Annotated in this window: 21 protein-coding genes and 1 pseudogene; 12 read left to right on the top strand and 10 right to left on the bottom strand. The window is 65.7% G+C overall.

Annotated elements, in window-relative coordinates:
• Positions 1 to 39: 39 nt before the first annotated feature.
• On the top strand, positions 40 to 468 hold the full coding sequence (locus ACEN9G_RS08000) for a hypothetical protein (RefSeq protein WP_413337615.1): 429 nt from the start codon (positions 40 to 42) through the stop codon (positions 466 to 468).
• Positions 469 to 505: 37 nt separating this feature from the next.
• Entirely contained in the window at positions 506 to 1147 is a 642-nt protein-coding gene (coq7, locus tag ACEN9G_RS07995) for a 2-polyprenyl-3-methyl-6-methoxy-1,4-benzoquinone monooxygenase (protein WP_413337614.1), read from the top strand.
• A 4-nt stretch (positions 1148 to 1151) separates the two neighbouring features.
• On the opposite strand, the gene ACEN9G_RS07990 is transcribed toward coq7, so the two are convergent.
• The 4 genes from ACEN9G_RS07990 to ACEN9G_RS07975 form a co-directional block, all read right to left on the bottom strand.
• Positions 1152 to 1574, bottom strand: coding sequence for an OsmC family protein (locus ACEN9G_RS07990; RefSeq protein ID WP_036235392.1), 423 nt, complete (start codon positions 1572 to 1574; stop codon positions 1152 to 1154).
• Positions 1575 to 1647: 73 nt separating this feature from the next.
• Entirely contained in the window at positions 1648 to 2844 is a 1197-nt protein-coding gene (locus ACEN9G_RS07985; RefSeq protein WP_413337613.1) for an ABC transporter permease, read from the bottom strand.
• Complete coding sequence (locus ACEN9G_RS07980; protein WP_413337612.1) at positions 2841 to 3575, bottom strand: ABC transporter ATP-binding protein; 735 nt, start codon at positions 3573 to 3575, stop codon at positions 2841 to 2843. Before ACEN9G_RS07980 ends, ACEN9G_RS07985 begins: the two co-directional genes overlap by 4 nt.
• 16 nt (positions 3576 to 3591) lie before the next feature.
• A complete protein-coding gene (locus ACEN9G_RS07975) occupies positions 3592 to 5016 on the bottom strand; it encodes an alpha/beta hydrolase (RefSeq protein WP_483126547.1) in 1425 nt (474 codons plus the stop codon).
• A 271-nt stretch (positions 5017 to 5287) separates the two neighbouring features.
• On the opposite strand from ACEN9G_RS07975, the gene rplM reads away from it, so the two are divergent.
• The 7 genes from rplM to ACEN9G_RS07940 all read left to right on the top strand — a co-directional run bounded on the left by rplM (position 5288) and on the right by ACEN9G_RS07940 (position 12392).
• Positions 5288 to 5716, top strand: a complete 429-nt coding sequence (rplM, locus tag ACEN9G_RS07970) for a 50S ribosomal protein L13 (protein WP_036235400.1) — start codon at positions 5288 to 5290, stop codon at positions 5714 to 5716.
• A 13-nt stretch (positions 5717 to 5729) separates the two neighbouring features.
• On the top strand, positions 5730 to 6122 hold the full coding sequence (rpsI, locus tag ACEN9G_RS07965) for a 30S ribosomal protein S9 (protein ID WP_028102305.1): 393 nt from the start codon (positions 5730 to 5732) through the stop codon (positions 6120 to 6122).
• 381 nt (positions 6123 to 6503) lie between these two features.
• The gene (gene argC, locus ACEN9G_RS07960) at positions 6504 to 7541 is read left to right on the top strand and encodes an N-acetyl-gamma-glutamyl-phosphate reductase (RefSeq protein WP_413340716.1); all 1038 of its coding nucleotides are present in this window, start codon (positions 6504 to 6506) and stop codon (positions 7539 to 7541) included.
• Between the two features lie 108 nt (positions 7542 to 7649).
• Positions 7650 to 8063 carry a bactofilin family protein gene (locus ACEN9G_RS07955; protein WP_413340718.1) on the top strand — a complete coding sequence of 138 codons (414 nt, stop codon included), beginning with the start codon at positions 7650 to 7652 and terminating at the stop codon, positions 8061 to 8063.
• Between the two features lie 54 nt (positions 8064 to 8117).
• Positions 8118 to 8489 (top strand): iron-sulfur cluster insertion protein ErpA, encoded by a 372-nt coding sequence (erpA, locus tag ACEN9G_RS07950; RefSeq protein ID WP_056122323.1) that lies wholly within the window; start codon positions 8118 to 8120, stop codon positions 8487 to 8489.
• 194 nt (positions 8490 to 8683) lie between these two features.
• Positions 8684 to 10138, top strand: coding sequence for a family 8 glycosyl hydrolase (locus tag ACEN9G_RS07945; RefSeq protein WP_413340719.1), 1455 nt, complete (start codon positions 8684 to 8686; stop codon positions 10136 to 10138).
• A gap of 13 nt (positions 10139 to 10151) precedes the next feature.
• On the top strand, positions 10152 to 12392 hold the full coding sequence (locus tag ACEN9G_RS07940; protein WP_413340721.1) for a beta-glucosidase family protein: 2241 nt from the start codon (positions 10152 to 10154) through the stop codon (positions 12390 to 12392).
• Between the two features lie 50 nt (positions 12393 to 12442).
• Here the strand turns inward: ACEN9G_RS07940 and ACEN9G_RS07935 are convergent, their stop codons facing one another.
• The 4 genes and pseudogenes from ACEN9G_RS07935 to ACEN9G_RS07920 all read right to left on the bottom strand — a co-directional run bounded on the left by ACEN9G_RS07935 (position 12443) and on the right by ACEN9G_RS07920 (position 14911).
• Positions 12443 to 12754 carry a Dabb family protein gene (locus tag ACEN9G_RS07935; protein ID WP_413340723.1) on the bottom strand — a complete coding sequence of 104 codons (312 nt, stop codon included), beginning with the start codon at positions 12752 to 12754 and terminating at the stop codon, positions 12443 to 12445.
• A gap of 37 nt (positions 12755 to 12791) precedes the next feature.
• Positions 12792 to 13689 (bottom strand): annotated as a pseudogene (locus ACEN9G_RS07930) (DUF2145 domain-containing protein).
• Positions 13689 to 14171: a hypothetical protein gene (locus tag ACEN9G_RS07925; protein ID WP_413340727.1), complete on the bottom strand. Its 483-nt coding sequence runs from the start codon at positions 14169 to 14171 to the stop codon at positions 13689 to 13691. The pseudogene ACEN9G_RS07930 and the gene ACEN9G_RS07925 overlap by 1 nt, the downstream one beginning before the upstream one ends.
• Positions 14172 to 14275: 104 nt before the next feature.
• Positions 14276 to 14911, bottom strand: coding sequence for an NAD(P)H-dependent oxidoreductase (locus ACEN9G_RS07920; protein WP_413340729.1), 636 nt, complete (start codon positions 14909 to 14911; stop codon positions 14276 to 14278).
• A 73-nt stretch (positions 14912 to 14984) separates the two neighbouring features.
• Between ACEN9G_RS07920 and ACEN9G_RS07915 the strand changes: the two genes are divergently transcribed.
• Positions 14985 to 15920: a LysR family transcriptional regulator gene (locus tag ACEN9G_RS07915; protein ID WP_413340731.1), complete on the top strand. Its 936-nt coding sequence runs from the start codon at positions 14985 to 14987 to the stop codon at positions 15918 to 15920.
• A gap of 4 nt (positions 15921 to 15924) precedes the next feature.
• Here the strand turns inward: ACEN9G_RS07915 and ACEN9G_RS07910 are convergent, their stop codons facing one another.
• Both ACEN9G_RS07910 and ACEN9G_RS07905 read right to left on the bottom strand, forming a co-directional pair.
• The gene (locus tag ACEN9G_RS07910) at positions 15925 to 17016 is read right to left on the bottom strand and encodes an anhydro-N-acetylmuramic acid kinase (RefSeq protein ID WP_483126546.1); all 1092 of its coding nucleotides are present in this window, start codon (positions 17014 to 17016) and stop codon (positions 15925 to 15927) included.
• 73 nt (positions 17017 to 17089) lie between these two features.
• A complete protein-coding gene (locus ACEN9G_RS07905) occupies positions 17090 to 18448 on the bottom strand; it encodes a M23 family metallopeptidase (RefSeq protein ID WP_413338768.1) in 1359 nt (452 codons plus the stop codon).
• A 169-nt stretch (positions 18449 to 18617) separates the two neighbouring features.
• Here ACEN9G_RS07905 and tyrS point away from each other — a divergent pair, with 169 nt between their 5' ends.
• Positions 18618 to 19892: a tyrosine--tRNA ligase gene (gene tyrS, locus ACEN9G_RS07900; RefSeq protein ID WP_413338766.1), complete on the top strand. Its 1275-nt coding sequence runs from the start codon at positions 18618 to 18620 to the stop codon at positions 19890 to 19892.
• On the top strand, positions 19889 to 20347 hold the full coding sequence (gene dtd / locus ACEN9G_RS07895; protein WP_413338765.1) for a D-aminoacyl-tRNA deacylase: 459 nt from the start codon (positions 19889 to 19891) through the stop codon (positions 20345 to 20347). Before tyrS ends, dtd begins: the two co-directional genes overlap by 4 nt.
• Positions 20348 to 20353: the final 6 nt, after the last annotated feature.

Genomic DNA, 20353 nt, shown 5'->3' with positions numbered 1-20353 from the left:
GTGATATCCCGGCCGGGCAAGAACATGCATAATGGCCTTATGGATACTCTCATCAACAAGGACAACATCCTGGCCGTGACGCGCCAGGGCCGCACCCGGGCCGAGTCGACGGACTGGTTCCGCGTCGCCGTCGGCCTGTACTACCTGGCCAACCTGATGACGAAGGAAACCATCGATTTCAAGACCGTGGACCGCGAGTTCAACCGGTTCATCTACCACACGATCGGCGGCGGACACACGATCACGAGCGTCCTGCAATTCATGAGCGGCAAGGATGTGTTGCCGGTCGTGCAATCCGAGCGTTTCATGAAGGCCTTCACGACGACGTGCACCGACGTGCCGCCGGATTCGATCCCGTTCCTGCTGGAACTGAACCTGGGCGTCGCGAAGAACATCTCGAAGCTGGAGGTGGACGGGCCCGTGCACGACTGGCTGGAGGCGCGGAAGCGTACGGGCGAGGGCATATAATTCGGGTTATCGAACAACAAGCTGGAAAAGGTCCCTCATGACAACCCGCACCATCAACCCCCTTGACCACCTGATCGTCGGCTTCGACAAGGCCCTGCGCGTCGTGGGCGGCGTGGCGAAGGCCGCGCGGCCGAATCCCGGTGTCGCGGCCCCGGACTGCGAACTGAATGCCCAGGAACAGCGCCACAGCGCCGGCCTGATGCGCGTGAACCACGTGGGCGAAGTGTGCGCCCAGGCGCTGTACGACGCCCAGGGCCGCCGCGCGTCGACGCAGGCCATGCGCGCGCAGTTCGCCAAATCCGGACGCGAGGAAGAAGACCACCTGGCCTGGACGGCCGAACGCCTGGCCGAACTGGGTTCGCAGCCGAGCCTCCTCAATCCGCTGTGGTATGCCGGCGCCTATGCGCTGGGATTGGCCGCGTCGCGCCTGGGCGACGCCGTCAGCCTCGGCTTCGTCGTGGAGACGGAGCGCCAGGTCGAGGCGCACCTGAACAGCCACCTCGACGAGCTGCCGCCGCAAGACGCGAAGTCGCGCGCGATCGTCACGCAGATGCGCGACGACGAGATCGAACACGGTGCGAAGGCGCAGGAAATGGGCGCGGCCGAGATGCCGTTGCCGGTCAAGGCCGCGATGCGCGCCATGGCCAAGGTGATGACCACGACGGCGTACTACATCTAAGGCTTCAGCCCTCGACGATCTCGAACGAGTGCGTGATTTCGGCCGTCTTGGCCAGCATGATCGACGCCGAGCAGTATTTGTCGTGCGACAGGTTGACCGCGCGTTCGACGGTCGCCTCCTTGAGGTTGCGGCCCGTGACGGTGAAGTGGAAGTGGATCTTCGTGAACACCTTCGGATCCGTCTCGGCGCGCTCGGCCTTCAGCGTGACGTCGCAGCCGCGCACGTCTTCCCGGCTGCGCTTGAGGATCAGCACGACGTCGTAGGCGGTGCAGCCGCCGGTACCCAGCAGCACCATTTCCATCGGGCGCGGTGCCAGGTTGTGGCCGCCGCCCTCGGGGGCGCCATCCATGTTCACCAGGTGGCCGGAGCCGGTTTCGGCCCGGAAGCTCATCCCGGAGGGTCCGTTCCAGCTGACTTTGACTTCCATCGATTTCTCCGCTTCGTTTGACAGGTAAAGACGACCATTCTAAGCCAGCGCGGCGGTCCGTGCTGACGCGGCTTCAGACGGCCAGCACGTAACGCTCGCTCTTCATGCGCCACGCGGCGAATGCGACGGCCGCCCACGCCGCGAGGGCGGAGCACAGGAACGTCAGCACGAACGGCAGCAGGCCGATGTCGCCGCCCTTCGCCGTCTCGCGCAGCAGGGTCTGGTTCGACAGCATCGGCACGAGGTACATCCAGGATGCCGTTTTGAGCTCCAGCATCGACACGGCGAGCCCCGGCAGCATCGGCACCAGCATCACGATCGACAGCACGCTCTGTGCCTCCTTGAACGAGCGCGCGTTCATCGCCACCGCGATCTGCATGGCGGCCGCGAACAGCGACAGCGGCACGGAGGCGAGGCAGACGAGCAGCAGCCGTCCCCAGCCCACGCGCCAGCTCATGCCGATTTCTTCCAGCGGCATCCACGACAGGATCGCATGCGCCAGCATCAGCTCCAGCGTGATGCCGATGACGGCCAGCGCCGCGGCGGCGAGCCACTTGCCGGCGACGAGCTCCCACGTGCGCACGGGTTGCGCCATCAGCACTTCGAGCGAGCGCCGTTCGCGTTCGCCCGCCGTGGAATCCACAGCCGCGGACAGGCCGCAAATGAACGCGGGGAAGAACAGGAAGCCGAGGATGCCGCCGATGACGCCGGCCGAGCGCGCGGCCGTCGTGCCCGTGTCGTAGCGCTGCACCTGCACGGGCGACAGCGCGGCCGGCGACACGCCGTGCGCCAGCAGGCGCGCGCTGGCGATGTTGGCGCCGTAGGCGTTCAGCACGTCCTCGACGTCGCGCCGGCCATCCTGCTCGGTCGACGAGTCGAACCACAGCTCGATGCGCGCGGGCCGCATCGCGGCGTAGTCGCTCGCGTACTTGCCGGGCAGGCGCAGCACGGCGGCGGCCTTGTGGGCGCGCAGCAAGTCGCCGATCGCGGCTTCGTCCATGGGCGGCGTGTCGCGCACGGTGACGTTCTTCTGCTTCAGCTGGGCCATCAACGTGGGCGCCTGCGCGCCGCCGATCACGGCCAGCACGATGCCTTCGCGCTCGGGTTTCGTCGCGCGGTCGATCCACTGGTGCAGCAGGACGCCCAGCAGCACCGGGTACATCAGCGTGAACAGGGCGAGGAGGCCGAGCGAGCGCTTGTCGCGCAGTGATTCGCGGAGTTCTTTCTTGAAGACGACCAGGAATTTGAGTTTTTGATGCGGGCGGTTCATGAGACGATCCCTTCGTCGGTGCCGACCAGGCGGACGAACGCGTCTTCCAGGTTGGCGATGCCGGTGCGGCGGCACAGGTCGTCCGGCGTGCCCTGGGCCACGGTATGGCCCTTGGCGATGACGATCACGTCGTCGCAGAGATGACTCACCTCCTGCATCACGTGCGTGGCCATCACGACGCAGCATCCTTCCTTGCGCAGCGTGGACAGCGCATGGCGCACGGCGCGCGTGCTCATCACGTCCAGGCCGCGCGTGGGCTCGTCCAGCAGCAGGTGGCGCGGACGGTGCAGCAGCGCGCGCGCGAGGGCCACCTTGATGCGCTGGCCCTGCGAAAATCCTTTGCTGCGGCGTTCCAGGATGTCGTCCATCGCGAGCATTTCCGCGACCTCGTCGATGCGTGCGGCGAGCGCGCGTTCGTCCATGCCGTTCAATTCGCCGAAATAGGTGAGGTATTCGCGCGTGGACAGGCGCTCGTACAGCCCGAACTGGTCGGTCAGGAAGCCGATGTTGGCGCGCACGGCGAGCGGGTCGCGTTCCGGGTCGATGCCGTCGATGGCAATCGTTCCGTGGTCGCGCTTGAGCATCCCGACGAGCGTGCGCAGCAGGGTCGTCTTGCCGGCGCCGTTGGGACCCAGCAGCGCGGTGATGTGACCGTCGCGCGCCGTGAAGCTGACGCCTCCCAGCGCCTGCACGGCGCCAAAGTGCTTGCGGACTTCTTGTGCTTCGATCATAAGGAGAGGCCTGTGTTCAGGGTTGTGGTCCGGCGCTGCCGAGCTGGAAGGTCGGGGCCGGGATCTCGTTCAGGCAGGCGCCGTCGACTTTCGCGTCGGGCCGGTCGAGGAAGGTGCGCAACAGGCGCGGGGCGCAGCCCAGTTGCGACACGCCGTGGCCGACGTTCGGCGCCGTCAGCAGCTGCGCATGGTCCATGAAACGGGCGGCGTCCTGGGCGCGGCGCGGCGGCGTGACCGGGTCCAGTGCGCCGGACAGCAGCAGCACGGGCGCGGCGATGCGCGTGGGGGGCGTCTCCGGCACCGCCGGCACGTTCATGGCGCGGCACAGGCCGCGCAGGCGGTCGGCCAGGGTGCGCGTCAGCGGACTCGCATCGCTCGCGGCCAGCGCGGGCGTAAAGCGCGGCATGTCTTCGGCGCAGACGACGGCCAGGTGCAGCAGCGTGGCCGGCGAGCCGTCGGGGGAAAAGTCGGCGGCCAGGTTGCGGCGCGCGACGAACGGCTGCCAGCGGCCCGCGCTGGCGCTGTGCACGAGAAACGGCAGGCGGCGCGCGTCGGCCGGCGCATAGAGCATGTTGCGCACGGTGTCGAGCAGGCGCGCGCTCGTCATCGTGACGTCGATCTGGCGCGCCGTGCGCGGGTCCGGCAGGTTGAGTGTCAACGGCGCGGCATCGAGCTTGCCGACGAGGGCGTCGAATTCGCCGCGCAGGTTCGGATAGGCGCGGGCGCAGGCGGCATCCCTGGCGCACTGGGCGAACAGCTGGTCGAGCGCGGCCTGGCTGTCGCGGCCCCCGGCCGGGATCACCTGGTCGGGCGCGGCGACGGCGTCGAGCAGCAGGGCGCGCGTGCCCGCGGGGTAGGCGCGGGCATACGCCTGCGCGAGGCGGGTGCCGTACGAGCCGCCCCACAGGTTGATCCTGTCATAGCCCAGCGCGCGGCGCACGGATTCGATGTCGCGCGCGGCGGCGGCCGTCGTGTACGCGGCGAACGGCGCCTTGCTGGCCGCGATGCAGCGGCGCAGGGCGGCGTCGGCGTCGGCATCGCTCAGCTGCGCATCCGCGTCGGCGTCGGACGGGCATTCCAGCTTGCCGGACAACCCCGTGCCGCGCTGGTCGACGAACACGATGTCGCGCGTGGCGCGCACGCGCTTGAAGGCGGTGGACAACAGGGGGAGCACGTCGCTGCCCGCTTCGCCGGGACCGCCGGCCAGCACGAACAGCGGATCCGGCCGCGCACCCTGGCGCAGGGCGGGGGCGATCGTCACGTGCAGGTTCAGGGTGGCGGGTTTGCCGGGTTCGAGCGGGACGGGCAGGGTCAGGCAGCGCAGGGCTTCCTCGACGCCGGGCAGGTGGCAGCTGCGCGTTGGTGCCGGCGTGGCGGGCGTCGCCGCGGCCGGGATCGTGGCCGCCAGCCATGCGCCCAGGAGCAGGATCGATTTCAACAAGTAGTCTCCTCTTCGATGCGGGTCATACTAATTTGACATCGATTTCGTGGTCAAATATTTCTTGCAAATAAGAGTTGCAAAATTGCATGATTCAGCGCGGATGTCTTTGCGTTGGCTCCAGCCTGGTGCGGCTTGACTGTCGGGTGAGGAATCGGCTATAGTCGTGGGCTTTCCATTTGCTCGGGAAAAGACAATAAGGCAGAGTCCGCGATGTAGCATCGCCCGCGGAACCACCATTCGAGCATTAATTCCCTATACATAGGAAGTCAACATGAAAACTTTTTCCGCTAAGGGCCATGAAGTCCAGCGCGATTGGTACGTGATTGACGCGACGGACAAAGTCCTCGGACGTGTTGCCAGCGAAGTGGCACTCCGACTGCGCGGCAAGCACAAGCCGGAATTTACTCCGCACGTCGATACCGGTGATTTCATCGTCGTCGTCAACGCAGGCAAACTGCGCGTGACCGGCACCAAAGCCAACGACAAGAAGTACTACCGTCACTCGGGCTACCCGGGCGGTATCTACGAAACCAACTTCCTGAAAATGCAACAGCGTTTCCCGGGCCGCGCCCTGGAAAAAGCCGTCAAAGGCATGCTGCCGAAGGGCCCGCTGGGCTACGCAATGATCAAGAAGCTGAAAGTGTATGCGGAAGCTACGCACCCGCACGCTGCCCAGCAACCCAAAGCACTCGAAATCTAAGTAAGGAACTGACATGATCGGTAACTACAACTACGGCACCGGCCGTCGCAAGAGTGCAGTGGCCCGTGTGTTCATCAAGGCTGGCACCGGCCAGATCATCGTGAACGGCAAACCGGCCGCCGAATACTTCTCGCGCGAAACCGGCCTGATGGTCATCCGTCAACCGCTGGAACTGACCGGCAACGTCGAGCGTTTCGACATCAAGGTCAACGTGCATGGCGGCGGCGAGTCCGGCCAGGCAGGTGCAGTGCGCCACGGCATCACCCGTGCACTGATCGACTACGACGCAGGCCTGAAGGGCGACCTGGCACGTGCCGGTTTCGTCACCCGTGACGCCCGTGAAGTCGAGCGTAAGAAAGTTGGTCTGCGCAAAGCACGTCGCGCAAAGCAATTCTCGAAGCGTTAATCGGATCTGCAGCGCTTTTGCGCTGCTGCCGAAACGAAAAGCCGCCCGCTGCAAAGCCGGCGGCTTTTTTGTTTCCCAAATTCGGGGTCAGGTCCCATTTTTCTTTAAATTCGGGGTCAGAGCACATTTTTTCGCCGTGTTGGAACGAGGTCTCTGCGCCTCGGCGGATGTCGTCACCCGATCGTTTCTCCTCTGCGGGAGAAAAATTCATTATCCCTGATGCAATTGTCAGGAAATGTGCTCTGACCCCGAATCTTTAAAATAATGTGCTCTGACCCCGAATGTAGACTTTAGCCATGCGGCAATGCAGCACATGCGAGGACAGCCTGCTAAAATTGCGGGCTCGTACGGAACGTATCCATTTATCAAGGGGAAACAGACATGATCAAAGTTGGCATCGTTGGCGGCACCGGCTACACGGGCGTGGAATTGCTGCGCCTGCTCGCTGCCCACCCCGAGGCGCAGCTGACCGCCATCACTTCGCGCAAGGAAGACGGCCTGCCCGTCGCCGACATGTTTCCCTCGCTGCGCGGCCACGTCGACATCGCGTTCTCGAGCCCGGACAAGGCCGACCTGAAGCAGTGCGACGTCGTGTTCTTCGCGACCCCGCACGGCGTCGCCATGGCCCAGGCGCCCGAGTTGATCGCCGCCGGCGTGAAGGTGATCGACCTCGCCGCCGACTTCCGCCTGAAGGACCAGGCCACGTTCGAGAAGTGGTACAAGATCCCGCACAGCGCGCCGGACCTGCTGGAAGAGGCCGTGTATGGCCTGCCGGAACTGAATCGCGAAGATATCAGCAAGGCGCGCCTGATCGCCAATCCGGGCTGCTATCCGACGACGATGCAACTGGGCTTTTATCCGCTGCTGAAGGCGGGCATCATCGACGCAAGCAACCTGATCGCCGACGCCAAGTCGGGCGTGTCCGGCGCCGGCCGCAAGGCCGAGATCGGCACGTTGTTCTCGGAAGCGAGCGACAACTTCAAGGCCTATGGCGTGCATGGCCACCGCCACACGCCGGAGACGTCGGCCCAGCTGCAGCGCTACACGGACCAGAAGGTCGGCCTGATCTTCACGCCGCATCTCGTGCCGATGATCCGCGGCATGCATTCGACGCTGTACGCGCGCCTCACGCAGGACATCACGAACGAAGCCCTGCAAGCCCTGTTCGAAGAGCAGTACAAGGATGCGGAATTCGTCGACGTCATGCCGTTCGGCTCGCACCCGGAAACCCGCTCGACGCGCGGTTCGAACATGCTGCGCATCGCGCTGCACCGTCCGGACAACGGCAACACGGTCGTCATCCTCGTCGTGCAGGACAACCTGGTCAAGGGCGCGTCCGGCCAGGCCGTGCAGTGCATGAACCTGATGTTCGGCCTGCCGGAAAGCACCGGCCTGAAGCAGATCGCGCTGCTGCCGTAAACACGTCCTCTCGCAAGGCTTGGTCACAAGACACAGATCAAGGCGACCTGTGTTGGCAACGGTACATTGACTGTTGGACAGAACCAACGCCAAGCACAGGGGACAATCATGTTCGGTCGTAACGCAAAAAGCGAAATCGATAGCCTGATCGGCATTTCCGCACGCATCGAAGGGGATCTCGTATTCACCGGCGGGCTGCGCATCGACGGCGAGGTACACGGCAACGTGATGGCCGCGGACGGCAACGACAGCGTGCTGATCGTGTCCGAACACGCGCGCATCGAAGGCGAGGTGCGCTGCTCCAACCTCGTCGTCAACGGGTATATCGCGGGCACGGTGTATTCGTCCGAACTCCTTGAATTGCAGCCGAAAGGCCGCATACATGGGGATGTCCATTACCGCCTGCTGGAAATGCACGGCGGTGCCCTCGTCACCGGCAAGCTGACCCATCACGCCGAGCCGGTGGCGGCTGCCGAACCCGTCTTCCACCTCGGCGTGGCGGCCGAAGGGGCTTCAGCATGACTGGCGCCAACGGTCTATAATGGACGAAATCCGAATCCAATCAGGAGTTTATCCATGAATGCAGTCGCCGAAGTGCAAAACGCACAAGACACGATCCCCACGCCCATCAATTTCACCGACAGCGCTGCCCAGAAGGTTGCTCAACTGATCGAGGAAGAAGGCAATCCAGACCTGAAACTGCGCGTGTTCGTGCAGGGCGGCGGTTGCTCGGGCTTCCAGTACGGCTTCACCTTCGACGAAATCGTGAACGAAGACGACACGACGATGGAAAAGAACGGCGTTCAGCTGTTGATCGACTCGATGAGCTACCAGTACCTGGTCGGCGCCGAGATCGACTACAAGGACGACCTCGAAGGCGCCCAGTTCGTCATCAAGAACCCGAACGCCCAGTCGACCTGCGGTTGCGGTTCGTCGTTCTCGATGTAAGCGATACCAGACTCGACATCGAAAGCCGCCTCGGCATTGCCGGGGCGGTTTTTTTTTCGTCCGTACGAAGTGTTGGATGCCGCCGTAATGACAATCCATTAACATTGCTAACAGTCACGCGCGTAGTACACTGACCACGCTCCACGAACGTGGCGGCAAGGAGACACATAACCCCTGTAACGAGAGAAAAAACAATGTCGAGGGCACCAACTTTACTCTGCGGTGTTACCGCTATCATCCTCGCCTGGGCCGGTGCCGCCCAGGCGCAAGCACCATCCACCGACAAAGCCGCCACCACCACCACGGCAGCGACCGACGACGGCACCGGCGCCTACCGCACGCAGCGCTACCGCAACCTGTTCGCCGAACGCCTGGGGCGCAGCCCGCAGGAGACACACGCGAAAATCGAGCGCGCCTACCAGAAGCTGTTCCATGGCGACGGCCAGGAGGAGCGCGTCTACTTCGAGACGGGCGCCAACGCCAACGGCACGCTCGCGTACATCACGGACTGGGCCAACAACGACGCCCGCACGGAGGGCATGAGCTACGGCATGATGATCGCTGTCCAGCTCGGCAAGAAGCGCGAGTTCGACGCGCTGTGGAACTGGTCGAAGACGTACATGCTCACGACCGATCCCGCCAACCCGTCGCGCGGCTATTTCGCGTGGTCGATGGGCACGGACGGCACGCCGCGCGCCACCGGGGCCGCGCCGGACGGCGAGGAATACTATGCGATGGCGTTGTACTTCGCGGCGCGGCGCTGGGGTAACGGGAAGGGCATCTACGACTATCAGAAGGAAGCGGATACTATCCTGCGCGGCATGCGCCACCATCCCGTCATGACGGCCACGCCGCCGTTCCGCATCCACCCCGGCGATCAGCCGTTCGTCGAGCCGGCCACGCCCTGGCCCAGCCCCAACAACCGCCGCGAACAGGAACAGGCGCAGAAAGCGGGCAAGCCGTGGCCGCCGCAGCGTCCGCACCGCGCGCCGCGTGCCGTCACCGTCGGGACGATGGTCGACGAGGCCCACGCGATGGTCCGTTTCGTGCCGGAGACGTTCATCCCCGGCACCGACCCGTCGTACCACCTGCCCGCGTTCTACGAGCTGTGGGCACGCTGGGGCCCGCGCGAGGACCGCGCGTTCTGGGCGCGCGCCGCCAGCGTCAGTCGCGATTTCTTCGTGAAGACGGCCGACCCCGCGACGGGCCTCGGCCCCGACCGCGCCGACTTCGACGGCACGCCGCTGAAGAATTGGGACGGCAGCCCGGGGTCGTTCGGCTACGACAGCTGGCGCACGATCAGCAACTGGTCCGTCGACCGCAGCTGGTGGAACAAGGATCCGCGCCAGCAGGCGCTTTCCGACCGCGTCCAGACGTTCCTCGCGGGCCAGGGAATCGACCGTTTCGCCGACCGCTACACGCTGGACGGCAAGCCGCTGTCCGACCGCCACTCGACCGGCATGCTGGCGGCAGCGGCCGTCGGCAGCCTGGCGGCCACGCCGGGGCAGGCATCCGACGACTTCCTGCGCGCGCTGTGGGACACGCCCGTGCCCAGCGGCGAGCAGCGCTACTTCGACGGCATGCTGTACCTGATGAGCATGATGCATCTCGGCGGCGAATTCCGCGTGATCGACGCGCCCCACAAATAACAAGGAGACAAGCATGATGAAACAGAGGAAACAAACCGCGGTCGCGGTCCTTCTCGCCTGCGCGGCGATGGGGGCGCAGGCACAGGACCGCGCGTGGCTCGACAAATCGAAATCCGCCGACGAACGCGCCCGCGCCGCCGTCGCCGCGATGACGCTCGACGAAAAGCTGCTGCTGATCGTCAGCTACACGGACAAGAAAGACCTGGCGAAGCAGCCGGACGATATCGTGCCGCCGGCAATCAAGGCCGACGTCGCGGCACACCACATCGAGGGCTCGGCCGGCTACGTGCCGGGCATCCCGCGCCTGGGCATTCCGCCGCAGTGGCAGACCGACGCGTCGATCGGCGTGCGCGTGGGCGGCATGGAGCGCACCGCGCTGCCGTCCTCGCTGGCGACGGCGGCCAGCTTCGACCCGGCCGTCTCCGAGGCGGGCGGCCGCATGATCGCGGACGAGGCGCGCGCCTCCGGTTTCAACACCTTCCTGGCCGGCGGCGCGAACCTGGCGCGCGAGCCGCGCAATGGCCGCAACTTCGAATACGTGGGCGAGGACCCGCTGCTGGCCGGCCGCATGGCGGCAGGTCTCATCAACGGCATCCAGGCGCGCCACGTGGTGTCGACGATGAAGCACTTCGCCGTCAACGACCACGAAAGCCAGCGCACGACGGTCGACGTCACGATCTCGCCCGAAGCGATGCGCCAGTCGGACCTGCTCGCGTTCGAGATCGTCAACGAGCTGTCGAAGCCGGGCTCCGTCATGTGCTCGTACAACCTCGTGAACGGCCGCTGGGCATGCGAGAACGAATACCTGCTGAACAAGACGCTGAAGCAGGACTGGAAGTTCAAGGGTTATGTGATGGCCGACTGGGGCGCCGTCCACTCGACGGCGGACGCCGCCAACTATGGCCTCGACCAGTTCACGGGCTACCCGTGCTGCAACCACCACGGCCCGTTCTACTCGGCGAAGAATTTCAAGGAGGCGATGAACAAGGGCGACGTCTCGATGCGCCGCCTCGACGACATGGCGCAGCGCATCCTGTGGCCGCTGTTCCAGACCGGCGTGTTCGACGATCCGCCGAAAGTCGGCAAGATCGATTTCGCGGCGAATGCCAACGTCGCGCAGCGCGCCGCCGAGGAATCGCTCGTGCTGCTGAAGAACGAGGGCAACCTGCTGCCGCTGGCGAACGTGAAGTCGGTGGCCGTCATCGGCGGCCATGCGGACAAGGGCGTGCTGGCGGGCGGCGGTTCGTCCGGCGTGACGCCCGTCGGCGGCAATGCCGTGCCGAACCTGGAGCCGACGAAGTGGCCCGGCCCCGTGATCTACATGCCGTCGGCGCCGCTGGCGGCGTTGAAAGCCGAACTGCCGAAGGCGAAGGTTGCGTACGCGAGCGGCAAGGACATCGACGCGGCCGTCGCGCTGGCGAAGCAGTCCGAGGTCGCCGTCGTGTTCGTGACGCAGTGGATGGGCGAGGGCTTCGACGGCAAGCTGGAACTGGACGGCAACCAGGATGCGCTGGTCGCCGCCGTCGCGCGCGCCAATCCGAAGACAATCGTCGTCGTGGAATCGGGCGGTGCGATCCTGATGCCGTGGCTGCCGCAGGTGCCGGCCGTGCTGGAGGCGTTCTATCCGGGCATCCGCGGCGGCCAGGCGATCGCGCGCATCCTGACCGGTAAAGTGAATCCGTCCGGGCACCTGCCGATCAGCTTCCCCGCATCGAACGCGCAGCTGGCGCATGCCGAGATCCCGGGCTTCGGCAAGCCGGACGGCATCCCCGTCCACATCACGTATCACGAAGGCGCGGCGATCGGCTACAAGTGGTACGACGCGAAAGGGTATAAACCGTTATTCGCGTTCGGCCACGGCCTCAGTTATACGAGCTTCGCCGTCGCGGAGCCGAAGGCGAACGTCGCCAATGGCGCGCTGACGGTCGGCGCGGCGCTGCGCAACACGGGCAAGCTCGCGGGCAAGGGTGTCGTGCAGGTGTACGTGGCACCGGCGGATGTGAAAGCGTCGGGCTGGGAAGCGCCGAAGCGTCTCGTCGCGTTCCACAAGCTCGATCTGAAGGCAGGCGGCGCGAACACGTTCACGCAGGCCGTCGATCCGCGCCTGCTGGCGACGTACGAGGTCGCGGACAACAGCTGGCGCGTGCGCGCGGGCACGTACCGCGTGCTGTTCGGGCAGGCGGCGGACGACCTGCCGGTCTCGGTGGACGTGACACTGCCGGAGATGACCTGGAGCGCCGTCCACAAGGACTGAGGCATTATTTCGCGTAGGGTGGGCACCACGTGCCCACGCGGACATACGCGTTATCTGGCCCAGTAATCCAGCACCAGCGATTTGGCGAGAGAAGGCTTGAGCATCTCGACAAAGCGCTGGTGCGCCGGATGCACGAGATAGGCGTCGCGGTCTTCGGCTTGAGCGAACGTCAACGTGAAGCAGTGCGTGAAGCCGTCGTTCAGGCCTTCCGGGCTCACGTTCGTGCCCCATTCGTAGGCCGTGATGCCGGGGATGGCCGCGGGCAGGGCGGCGAAGCCGGTCACGATGGCGTCGACGTCGTCGTACGAGGCGTCGTCCTTGAACGCGAACAGGACGACGTGGCGGAGCAGTTGGCTGGACATGGGGCGGTCGGATAAGTTGACGAGACGTCATCTTACATCAGGGCGCGAGGGCGATCACATCGTCGCCCGGCAGCGGCTCGCAGCCCGGCCCCAGTGGCTCCCAGTCGCGGTGCACGACGATGTGGCGCTCGTCGTGGCATAGTTCCACGCGGCGCGTATGCGGGGACTCCCGCCGTACGAAATCCTCGATCGCCGTCGGCACGCTGATGTGCAGCGCGAGCGCGTGGATGTCGTCGAGCGGATGGTCGCCCACGTGCACGAGGGGCACGAACTGGCCGGCGAACATCAGCCAGTGCGACGGGATGCGGACGGGCGTGTCCGCATAGCCTTGCGCGCGCAGCCACGCCTGCGCGCGCGCGCGCGGGATCGGCCGGATCGAGGCGGCCCCACGCGAATGCGATCAGCTCCGCCACCCACTGGTTGCAGTTCTGGTAGCGCGTGCCGAACGCGTACGCGTTGGCGCTGTAGCGTGTGCCCAGCAGCGCGAGGGCCAGCGGCTTGTCGAGCGCGGCCCGTTCAAGCAGCGCGCTGTCCTGCTCGGGCGGGAACAGCAGGGCGACGTGGCCATGCGTGGGCGCGTCGGCGCCGAGCACGAAGCCGGACATGCCCTGGTCGAACAGGCGCGGACGCGATTCGTCGCACGCGTAATACAGCTGGCGCACGGCCCACGGTCCACCGGGATTGTTTTTCAGCGCGATGCCCGCGTGCGAATACAGCAGGCCGAAGCGGGAGAGGTCCAGGCCCGCGCGCGCGACGAGGGCGAGACTGCTGCCGGAACGCGTCAATTCGTCCTTCACCGCGGCGGCGAAACGCAGCACGCGATCCTGGTCCGCGGCCGTGACCTTGCCGGCGCGGTCGCAGAAGGCCGGGATGCCGGCCGATGCCCCCGCGCTCGCGCACAGCAGCAGCGCGGCCGCGAGGAGCCTCCGGAACATCAGATCGTCACTTTGCGCGACGCGAGGTCGCGGTACCAGTCGTCCTGCAGCGCGAGGAAGAATGGCTGCTTCGTGTCGCCGTACGCGAATTCGTAGCCGTACACGCGCTCGTTCACCTGCACGACTTCATCCTTGGCGACGCGGCGCTCGGCCAGTGCGCGGTCGGGCACGTCGACCCAGAACTGGGTGGCGGCATCGCCCGCGACGGCGCGCAGCGTGATACGCGTTTTTGCTTCCTTGCCCGCCTTGGCCGGTGCCACGGCGACGTCGATCACGCGGTACGGGCCGGTCTCCGCGCGCTTGTTGTCGCCGCTCGAGCTGTTGCTGGAGCCGCCGATCGAATCGGAGATGCTGCCCGACGATGCGGAACCCGCGCTGGACGCGGACGACGCGAAGCTGTCGGCTTGAGCGGGTACGGACACCACGGCGGCGGCGGCGGCCAGCGCCAGGGCGAGCGCACGGGTGAAATTCGTGTAGGTCATTGCGAAATCTTTCTTAAGCACATTGGATAACGCAATGGTACAAGTGCCGTGTGCCGCTGAGAAGGCGAACGTGGTTTTGTTACAAACGACCCGCCGCCGCGGGATCAGTCGATTTCGGTGACGAACTGGTCGAGCGGGCGGCGCACCTTCGGCAGGTTGACCAGCCAGTCCTGCTCGGCCTTGCGGTAGCCCAGCGGCAGCATGACGACGCTGCGCAGGTGTTGCTCGCGCAGCTTCAGGATGGCGTCGACGGCGGCCGGGTCGAAGCCTTCCATCGGCGTCGCGTCGACTTCCTCGAACGCGGCCGCGATGACGGCCGCGCCGAAGCCGATGTAGGCCTGGCGTGCGGCATGCTCGAAGTTCACCTGCGCGCCGCGGCCCGGATAGGTCGACAGCAGTTGCTGGCGGTACGCTTCCCAGCCTTCGTTGCGGAAGCCGCGCACTTCGTTGGTCAGGTCGAACATGTGGTTGATGCGTTCCGGCGTGTAGTCGTCCCAGGCGGCGAACACCAGCAGGTGCGACGCATCCGTGACCTGTGCCTGGTTCCATGCCACTTCACGGATCTGCGCGCGCAGTGCCGGATTCTTGATGACCAGGATCTCGTAGGGCTGCAGGCCGGACGACGTCGGCGCCAGGCGGGCGGCCTCGATGATGCGGTCGATCTTGTCCTGGGCGACCGGACGGGTCGGATCCATTGCCTTGGTGGCGTAGCGCCATTGCAATTTATTCAGTAATTCCATGAGTGACCTTATGAGTGGTGAGTGGTGACATTGTATTTTCTCCTCGCGGTGCAATAAACTAGGCGATCAGCAAATGATTTGTTCGCGAAAGGTGAAGATGGCCCGCAAGTTCGATCACTTGTCGGATGTGGAGGTGTTGCTCAGCGTGATCGAACACGGGTCATTCAGCGCCGCTGCCGTGGTGCTGTCGACCACGGCGTCGGTACTGAGCCGCGCCATCTCGCGGCTGGAAACCCGCCTGGGCGCGCAGTTGCTGCGGCGTAGCACGCGCAGCCTGAGCCTGACCGATGCCGGACGCCGCTACGCCGAGGAGGTGCGCGGCGCGTTCGCGCAGATCGAGCAGGCGGAACGCACGATCCGCAGCACGACGGTGCAACTGAGCGGCAAGGTGCGCATGAGCGTGCCCACCAGCTACGGCAGGCAACGCCTGCCCGCGCTGCTCGCCGCCTATGCGCGCGCCTATCCGCTGGTCGAACTGGAGGTCGACATCAGTAACCGCAACGTCGACCTGGTGGCGGAAGGGTTCGACCTGGCCATCCGTTCCGGCCCGCTCCCCAGCAGCAGCATGGTGGCGCGTCCGCTCGAAGTGTCGCCGCTGTGCCTGGTCGCCGCGCCGGACTACCTGGAGGCGGCGGGACCGTTGTGCGGCCTCGCCGACCTGGCGCGCCAGCGCTGCATCGCCTTCATCCGTCCCAGCACCGGACGCGTGATCCCGTGGCATTTGCGCGACGACGGGCGCGACATCGACTGGATGCCGCCGGCCGCCGTCACGGTGGCGACGGACGTCATGGGCGTCGTGTGGTTCGCGGAGCAGGGGATGGGCATCGCGCTGTGCCCGCGCATCTTTGCCGAGGATAGCCTGGCCGCTGGCCGCCTGACCGAGGTGTTGCCCGGCCTGGGCGGGCGCACGCGGACATTCTCTCTGATCTATCCGGCCCACCGCAGCCTGTCGGCCGCCTCGCGCGCGCTGATCGACATGCTGGCGGCGGGCCACGCAGGAATTTCTTGAGGGATCAGGCCGGATACAGCGCGCCGAGGATGCGCGGCCCGGCGGCGCCCGTCACGGCCGGCAGGTTGCCCGGCTGGCGGCGCAGGAAGCGATAGCCGAGCCACGCGAACGCGAGGGCTTCCACGCGGTTCGGCGCGACGCCCAGCGTCGCCGTCGACGCGACCGGGATAGTACCGCCGAGCGCGTCGGCGAGGTCGCGCAGCAGCACGCCGTTATAGGCACCGCCGCCGCACACGTAGACGGCTTGCGCGTCGGCCTCCGCCTGGATGGCGTGGGCGATCGTCACCGCCGTCAGGCGCGTCAGGGTGGCCTGCACGTCGGCGGGTGAGACTCCCGGCCGCTGCGCCAGCTTCCCATCGAGCCAGTCCGCGTGGAACAGGTCGCGGCCCGTGCTCTTGGGCGGCGGCTGGCGGAAATAGGGTTCATCCAACAGCAGGTCGAGCAGGGGCGCGTCGACGGTGCCCGTCGCGGCCCAGGCGCCGTCCTGGTCGTAGGCCTTGCCCTGGTGGCGTGCGATCCACAGGTCCATCAGCACGTTGCCGGGGCCGGTGTCGTAGCCGGTCACGCGGCCGTCGCCGTGCAACACGCTGATGTTGCCGATGCCGCCGATGTTGACGACGGCGCGCACCTGGTTGCGCTTGCCGAACCGGGCTTCGTGGAACGCGGGGACGAGCGGGGCGCCCTGGCCGCCGGCGGCGACGTCGCGGCTGCGGAAGTCGGCGATGACGTCGATGCCGGCCAGTTCCGCCAGCAGCGCCGGATTATTGGTCTGGCGGGTAAAACCCAGTTCGGGGCGGTGGCGGATCGTCTGGCCGTGCACGGCGACGGCGCGGACCGGGCCCGGCGCCGCGGCGGCCAACGTCTTGACGCACTCGGCGTAGCAACGGGCCAGCGCGTTGGCGGCCAGCGCTTCACGCTCCAGTTCGTTGGCGCTGGCGGCCTGCAAGGCCATCAGTTCGGCGCGCAGGTCGGCCGGGAAGGGCGTGAAGGCAGCGTCCAGCGTGCGGATGCCGCGGCCGTTGAAATCGGCCAGCACGCCGTCGACGCCGTCCAGGCTGGTGCCGGACATCAGCCCGATGTAGAGAGTGGATGCCATTATCGACTCCTGAAAGCAAAACGCCTTGCACGCATGTCGACGTGCAAGGCGTTCGTTGAACGACGCTGAAGGATCAGCGCGCAGCCATCGCGTTACCGGCCGGCGACAGCAGCGAGAAGCGGTGCGACATCTCGGCCGCGGCCATCTTGAAGCGGGTCATTTCGCCCGGCGTCAGCGGCTGCTGCTGCAGGTTCTTCATTGCCATCGGGTCGGTGGCGCGGCCGCCGATGCGGAATTCGTAGTGCAGGTGCGGGCCCGTTGCCCAGCCCGTCGTGCCCACGTAGCCGATCACGTCGCCCTGCGACACTTTCTGGCCGCGGTGCAGGCCGCTGGCGAAGCGGCTCATGTGGCCGTACGCGGTACTGTAGTTGGACCAGTGCTTGAGCACGACAAAGTTGCCGTAGCCGTTCTGGGTGCCGACGAATTCGACGACGCCGTCGCCCGATGCCTTGATCGGGGTACCCATCGGTGCGGCCATGTCGACGCCTTCGTGCTTCTTCCAGGTGCCGAACACCGGGTGCACGCGCATCGAGAAGCCCGACGAGATGCGGTTGAACGCCACCGGCGACTTCAGGAATGCCTTCTTCAGCGACTTGCCGTCCAGGCTGTAGTAACCGCCCTGGTGGGTGACGGGGTCTTCGTACCAGACGGACTGGTAGGCGACGCCGCGGTTGACGAATTCGCCGGCCAGGATGCGGCCCGTGCGCACCATCTCGCCATCCAGCCAGAAGGTTTCGTAGACGACGTTGAAACGGTCGCCGCGCTTCAGGTCCGAGCGGAAGTCGATGCTCGTCGAGAACATCTCGATGATCTGGTTGACGACGGAATCGGGGATCTGGCTGCCGTCGACGGCATCGTCGGTGGCGGCGTACAGCGAGCTGTTGATGTTGCGCGAACGCATCTCAACGCGGCGCTCGAGCTGTGCAGGCGCGGAATTCGATACGAATTTGTCGCCCTTGCGCGTGATGGTGACGGTCTTGAACTGGTCCTTGTCGGCGATCGTCGCGTGCAGGGTCAGCAGCAGGCCGTTCTCGTCGGTCTCGGCCTGGATGCGCTTGCCGGTCTTGAGCGAGAGGATGGAGCGGGCGGTCTTGTCGCTGCGGACGAAGGCCTGGGCTTGCTGGTCTTCGATGCCGAGGCGGTTGAACACGGTGCCGAGCGAGTCGCCGGCACGGATGCGTTCTTCGTGGATGAATTGCTGCTGGTCTTGCTGGAGGGCGGCGATCTGGTCTGCCAGGTTCGGCAGTTGCAGGTCTTGCGCGACTGATTTGACCGGCATGTCCGACGCGTCCGGAGCGATCGGGGCGACTGCGGTGGCGCCGAAGGCGCACAGTGCCAGGGCTGCGGCACCCCCGGCGACGATGCGGGTTTTGCGGCTCGTTTCAGCCAGGCCAAACCAGCGCTTGCCGGCGATTTTCTGTAATGGGTTCATGCAATCAGTTAAAATTTACCGCTTGAACAGCCCAAGACACCGTGATTTTTTTGTCGTTGTTATTAGTGTTGTCGTTGAAACTTTTCGTGCGGCAAGATTGACGGGATCGCGAATTATATCAAAATACCGGGTCTTACAACCGCTTTAGTCCTTTTCCTACAAATTTTTTATGACTTCTCCAGAAATTTCTGGTAATGCAAAAATTGCAACGCCAGCAGCCGGTCCGGCTCCTCTGCCCCTGAGCGACGCCGTCCAGGAAGCCCTCGCCATCACCAAGCGCGGTGTGGACGAGCTGCTGATCGAGAGCGAATTTGCCCAGAAACTGGCCCGTTCGGAACAGAGCGGCACCCCGCTGCGCATCAAGCTGGGCCTGGACCCGACGGCGCCCGACCTGCACCTGGGCCACACGGTGGTGCTGAACAAGCTGCGCCAGCTGCAGGACCTGGGCCATCAGGTGATCTTCCTGATCGGCGATTTCACGTCGATGATCGGCGACCCGTCGGGCCGCAACGCGACCCGTCCGCCGCTGACCCGCGAGCAGATCGAAGCGAACGCCACCACCTATTTCAAGCAGGCGTCGCTTGTGCTCGACCCGGCGCGCACGGAAATCCGCTACAACTCCGAATGGTGCGACGCCCTCGGCGCGCGCGGCATGATCCAGCTCGCCTCGCGCTACACCGTGGCCCGCATGATGGAGCGCGACGACTTTACCAAGCGCTACAAGAGTGGGACTCCGATCTCGGTCCATGAGTTCCTCTATCCTTTGATGCAAGGCTATGATTCCGTCGCTTTGAAAGCGGATCTTGAGCTGGGTGGAACGGACCAGAAATTTAATCTGCTGGTCGGCCGTGAACTGCAGAAAGATTACGGCCAGGAACCTCAGTGCATCCTGACGATGCCGCTGCTGGAAGGCCTGGACGGCGTCGAGAAGATGTCCAAGTCCAAGAACAACTACATCGGCATCACGGAACCGGCCAACACGATGTTCGGCAAGCTGATGAGCATCTCGGACGTGATGATGTGGAAGTACTACGAGCTGCTGTCGTTCCGTTCGATCCAGGACCTGGCCGCTCTGAAAGCCGAGGTGGCGGGCGGCGGCAACCCGCGCGATGCGAAGGTGGCGCTGGCCCAGGAAATCGTCGCCCGCTTCCACTCGCAGCAGGCGGCCGAGGATGCGCTGGCCGACTTCGTCAACCGCTCCAAGGGCGGCATTCCGGACGACGTGCCGGAAGTGGCCGTCTCGGGCGCACCGCTGGGCCTGCCGCAACTGCTGCGCCAGACGGCCTTGTGCGCCTCCAGCTCGGAAGCGATGCGCATGATCGACCAGGGCGGCGTGCGCATCGACGGCACGGTCGTCTCCGACAAGGCGCTGCAGGTGCAGGCCGGCACGTTCGTGCTACAGGTCGGCAAGCGCAAGTTCGCCCGCGTGACTTTGAGCGCATGATCGGCCTGCTGCAACGGGTCGGCGAGGCCAGCGTCACGGTCGACGGCGAGGTCACGGGTGCGATCGGGCGCGGCCTGATGGTGCTCGTGTGCGCGGAAAAGGGCGACACCGAGCGGGAAGCCGACGCGCTGCTCGCGAAACTCCTGACCTACCGCGTGTTTGCCGACGACGCCGGCAAGATGAACCGCAGCTTGACGGACGTGGCGGGCGGCCTGCTGCTCGTGCCGCAGTTTACGCTGGCGGCGGACACCCGCTCCGGCACCCGCCCGTCGTTTTCGCCTGCCGCCGCACCCGAGGACGGACGCCGGCTGTTCGACCATGTCGTGCGCCAGGCGCGCGAGCGTCACGGTATCGTCGAAACGGGTCGTTTCGGCGCCGACATGAAGGTGGCGCTGATCAATGACGGACCGGTGACGTTCTGGCTGCGCATTGATCCACCCCGTGTCGCGCACTGAAACCGG

Source organism: Massilia sp. Masssp94 (assembly GCF_059491305.1).
This window is presented reverse-complemented; position numbering and strand designations above follow the sequence as displayed.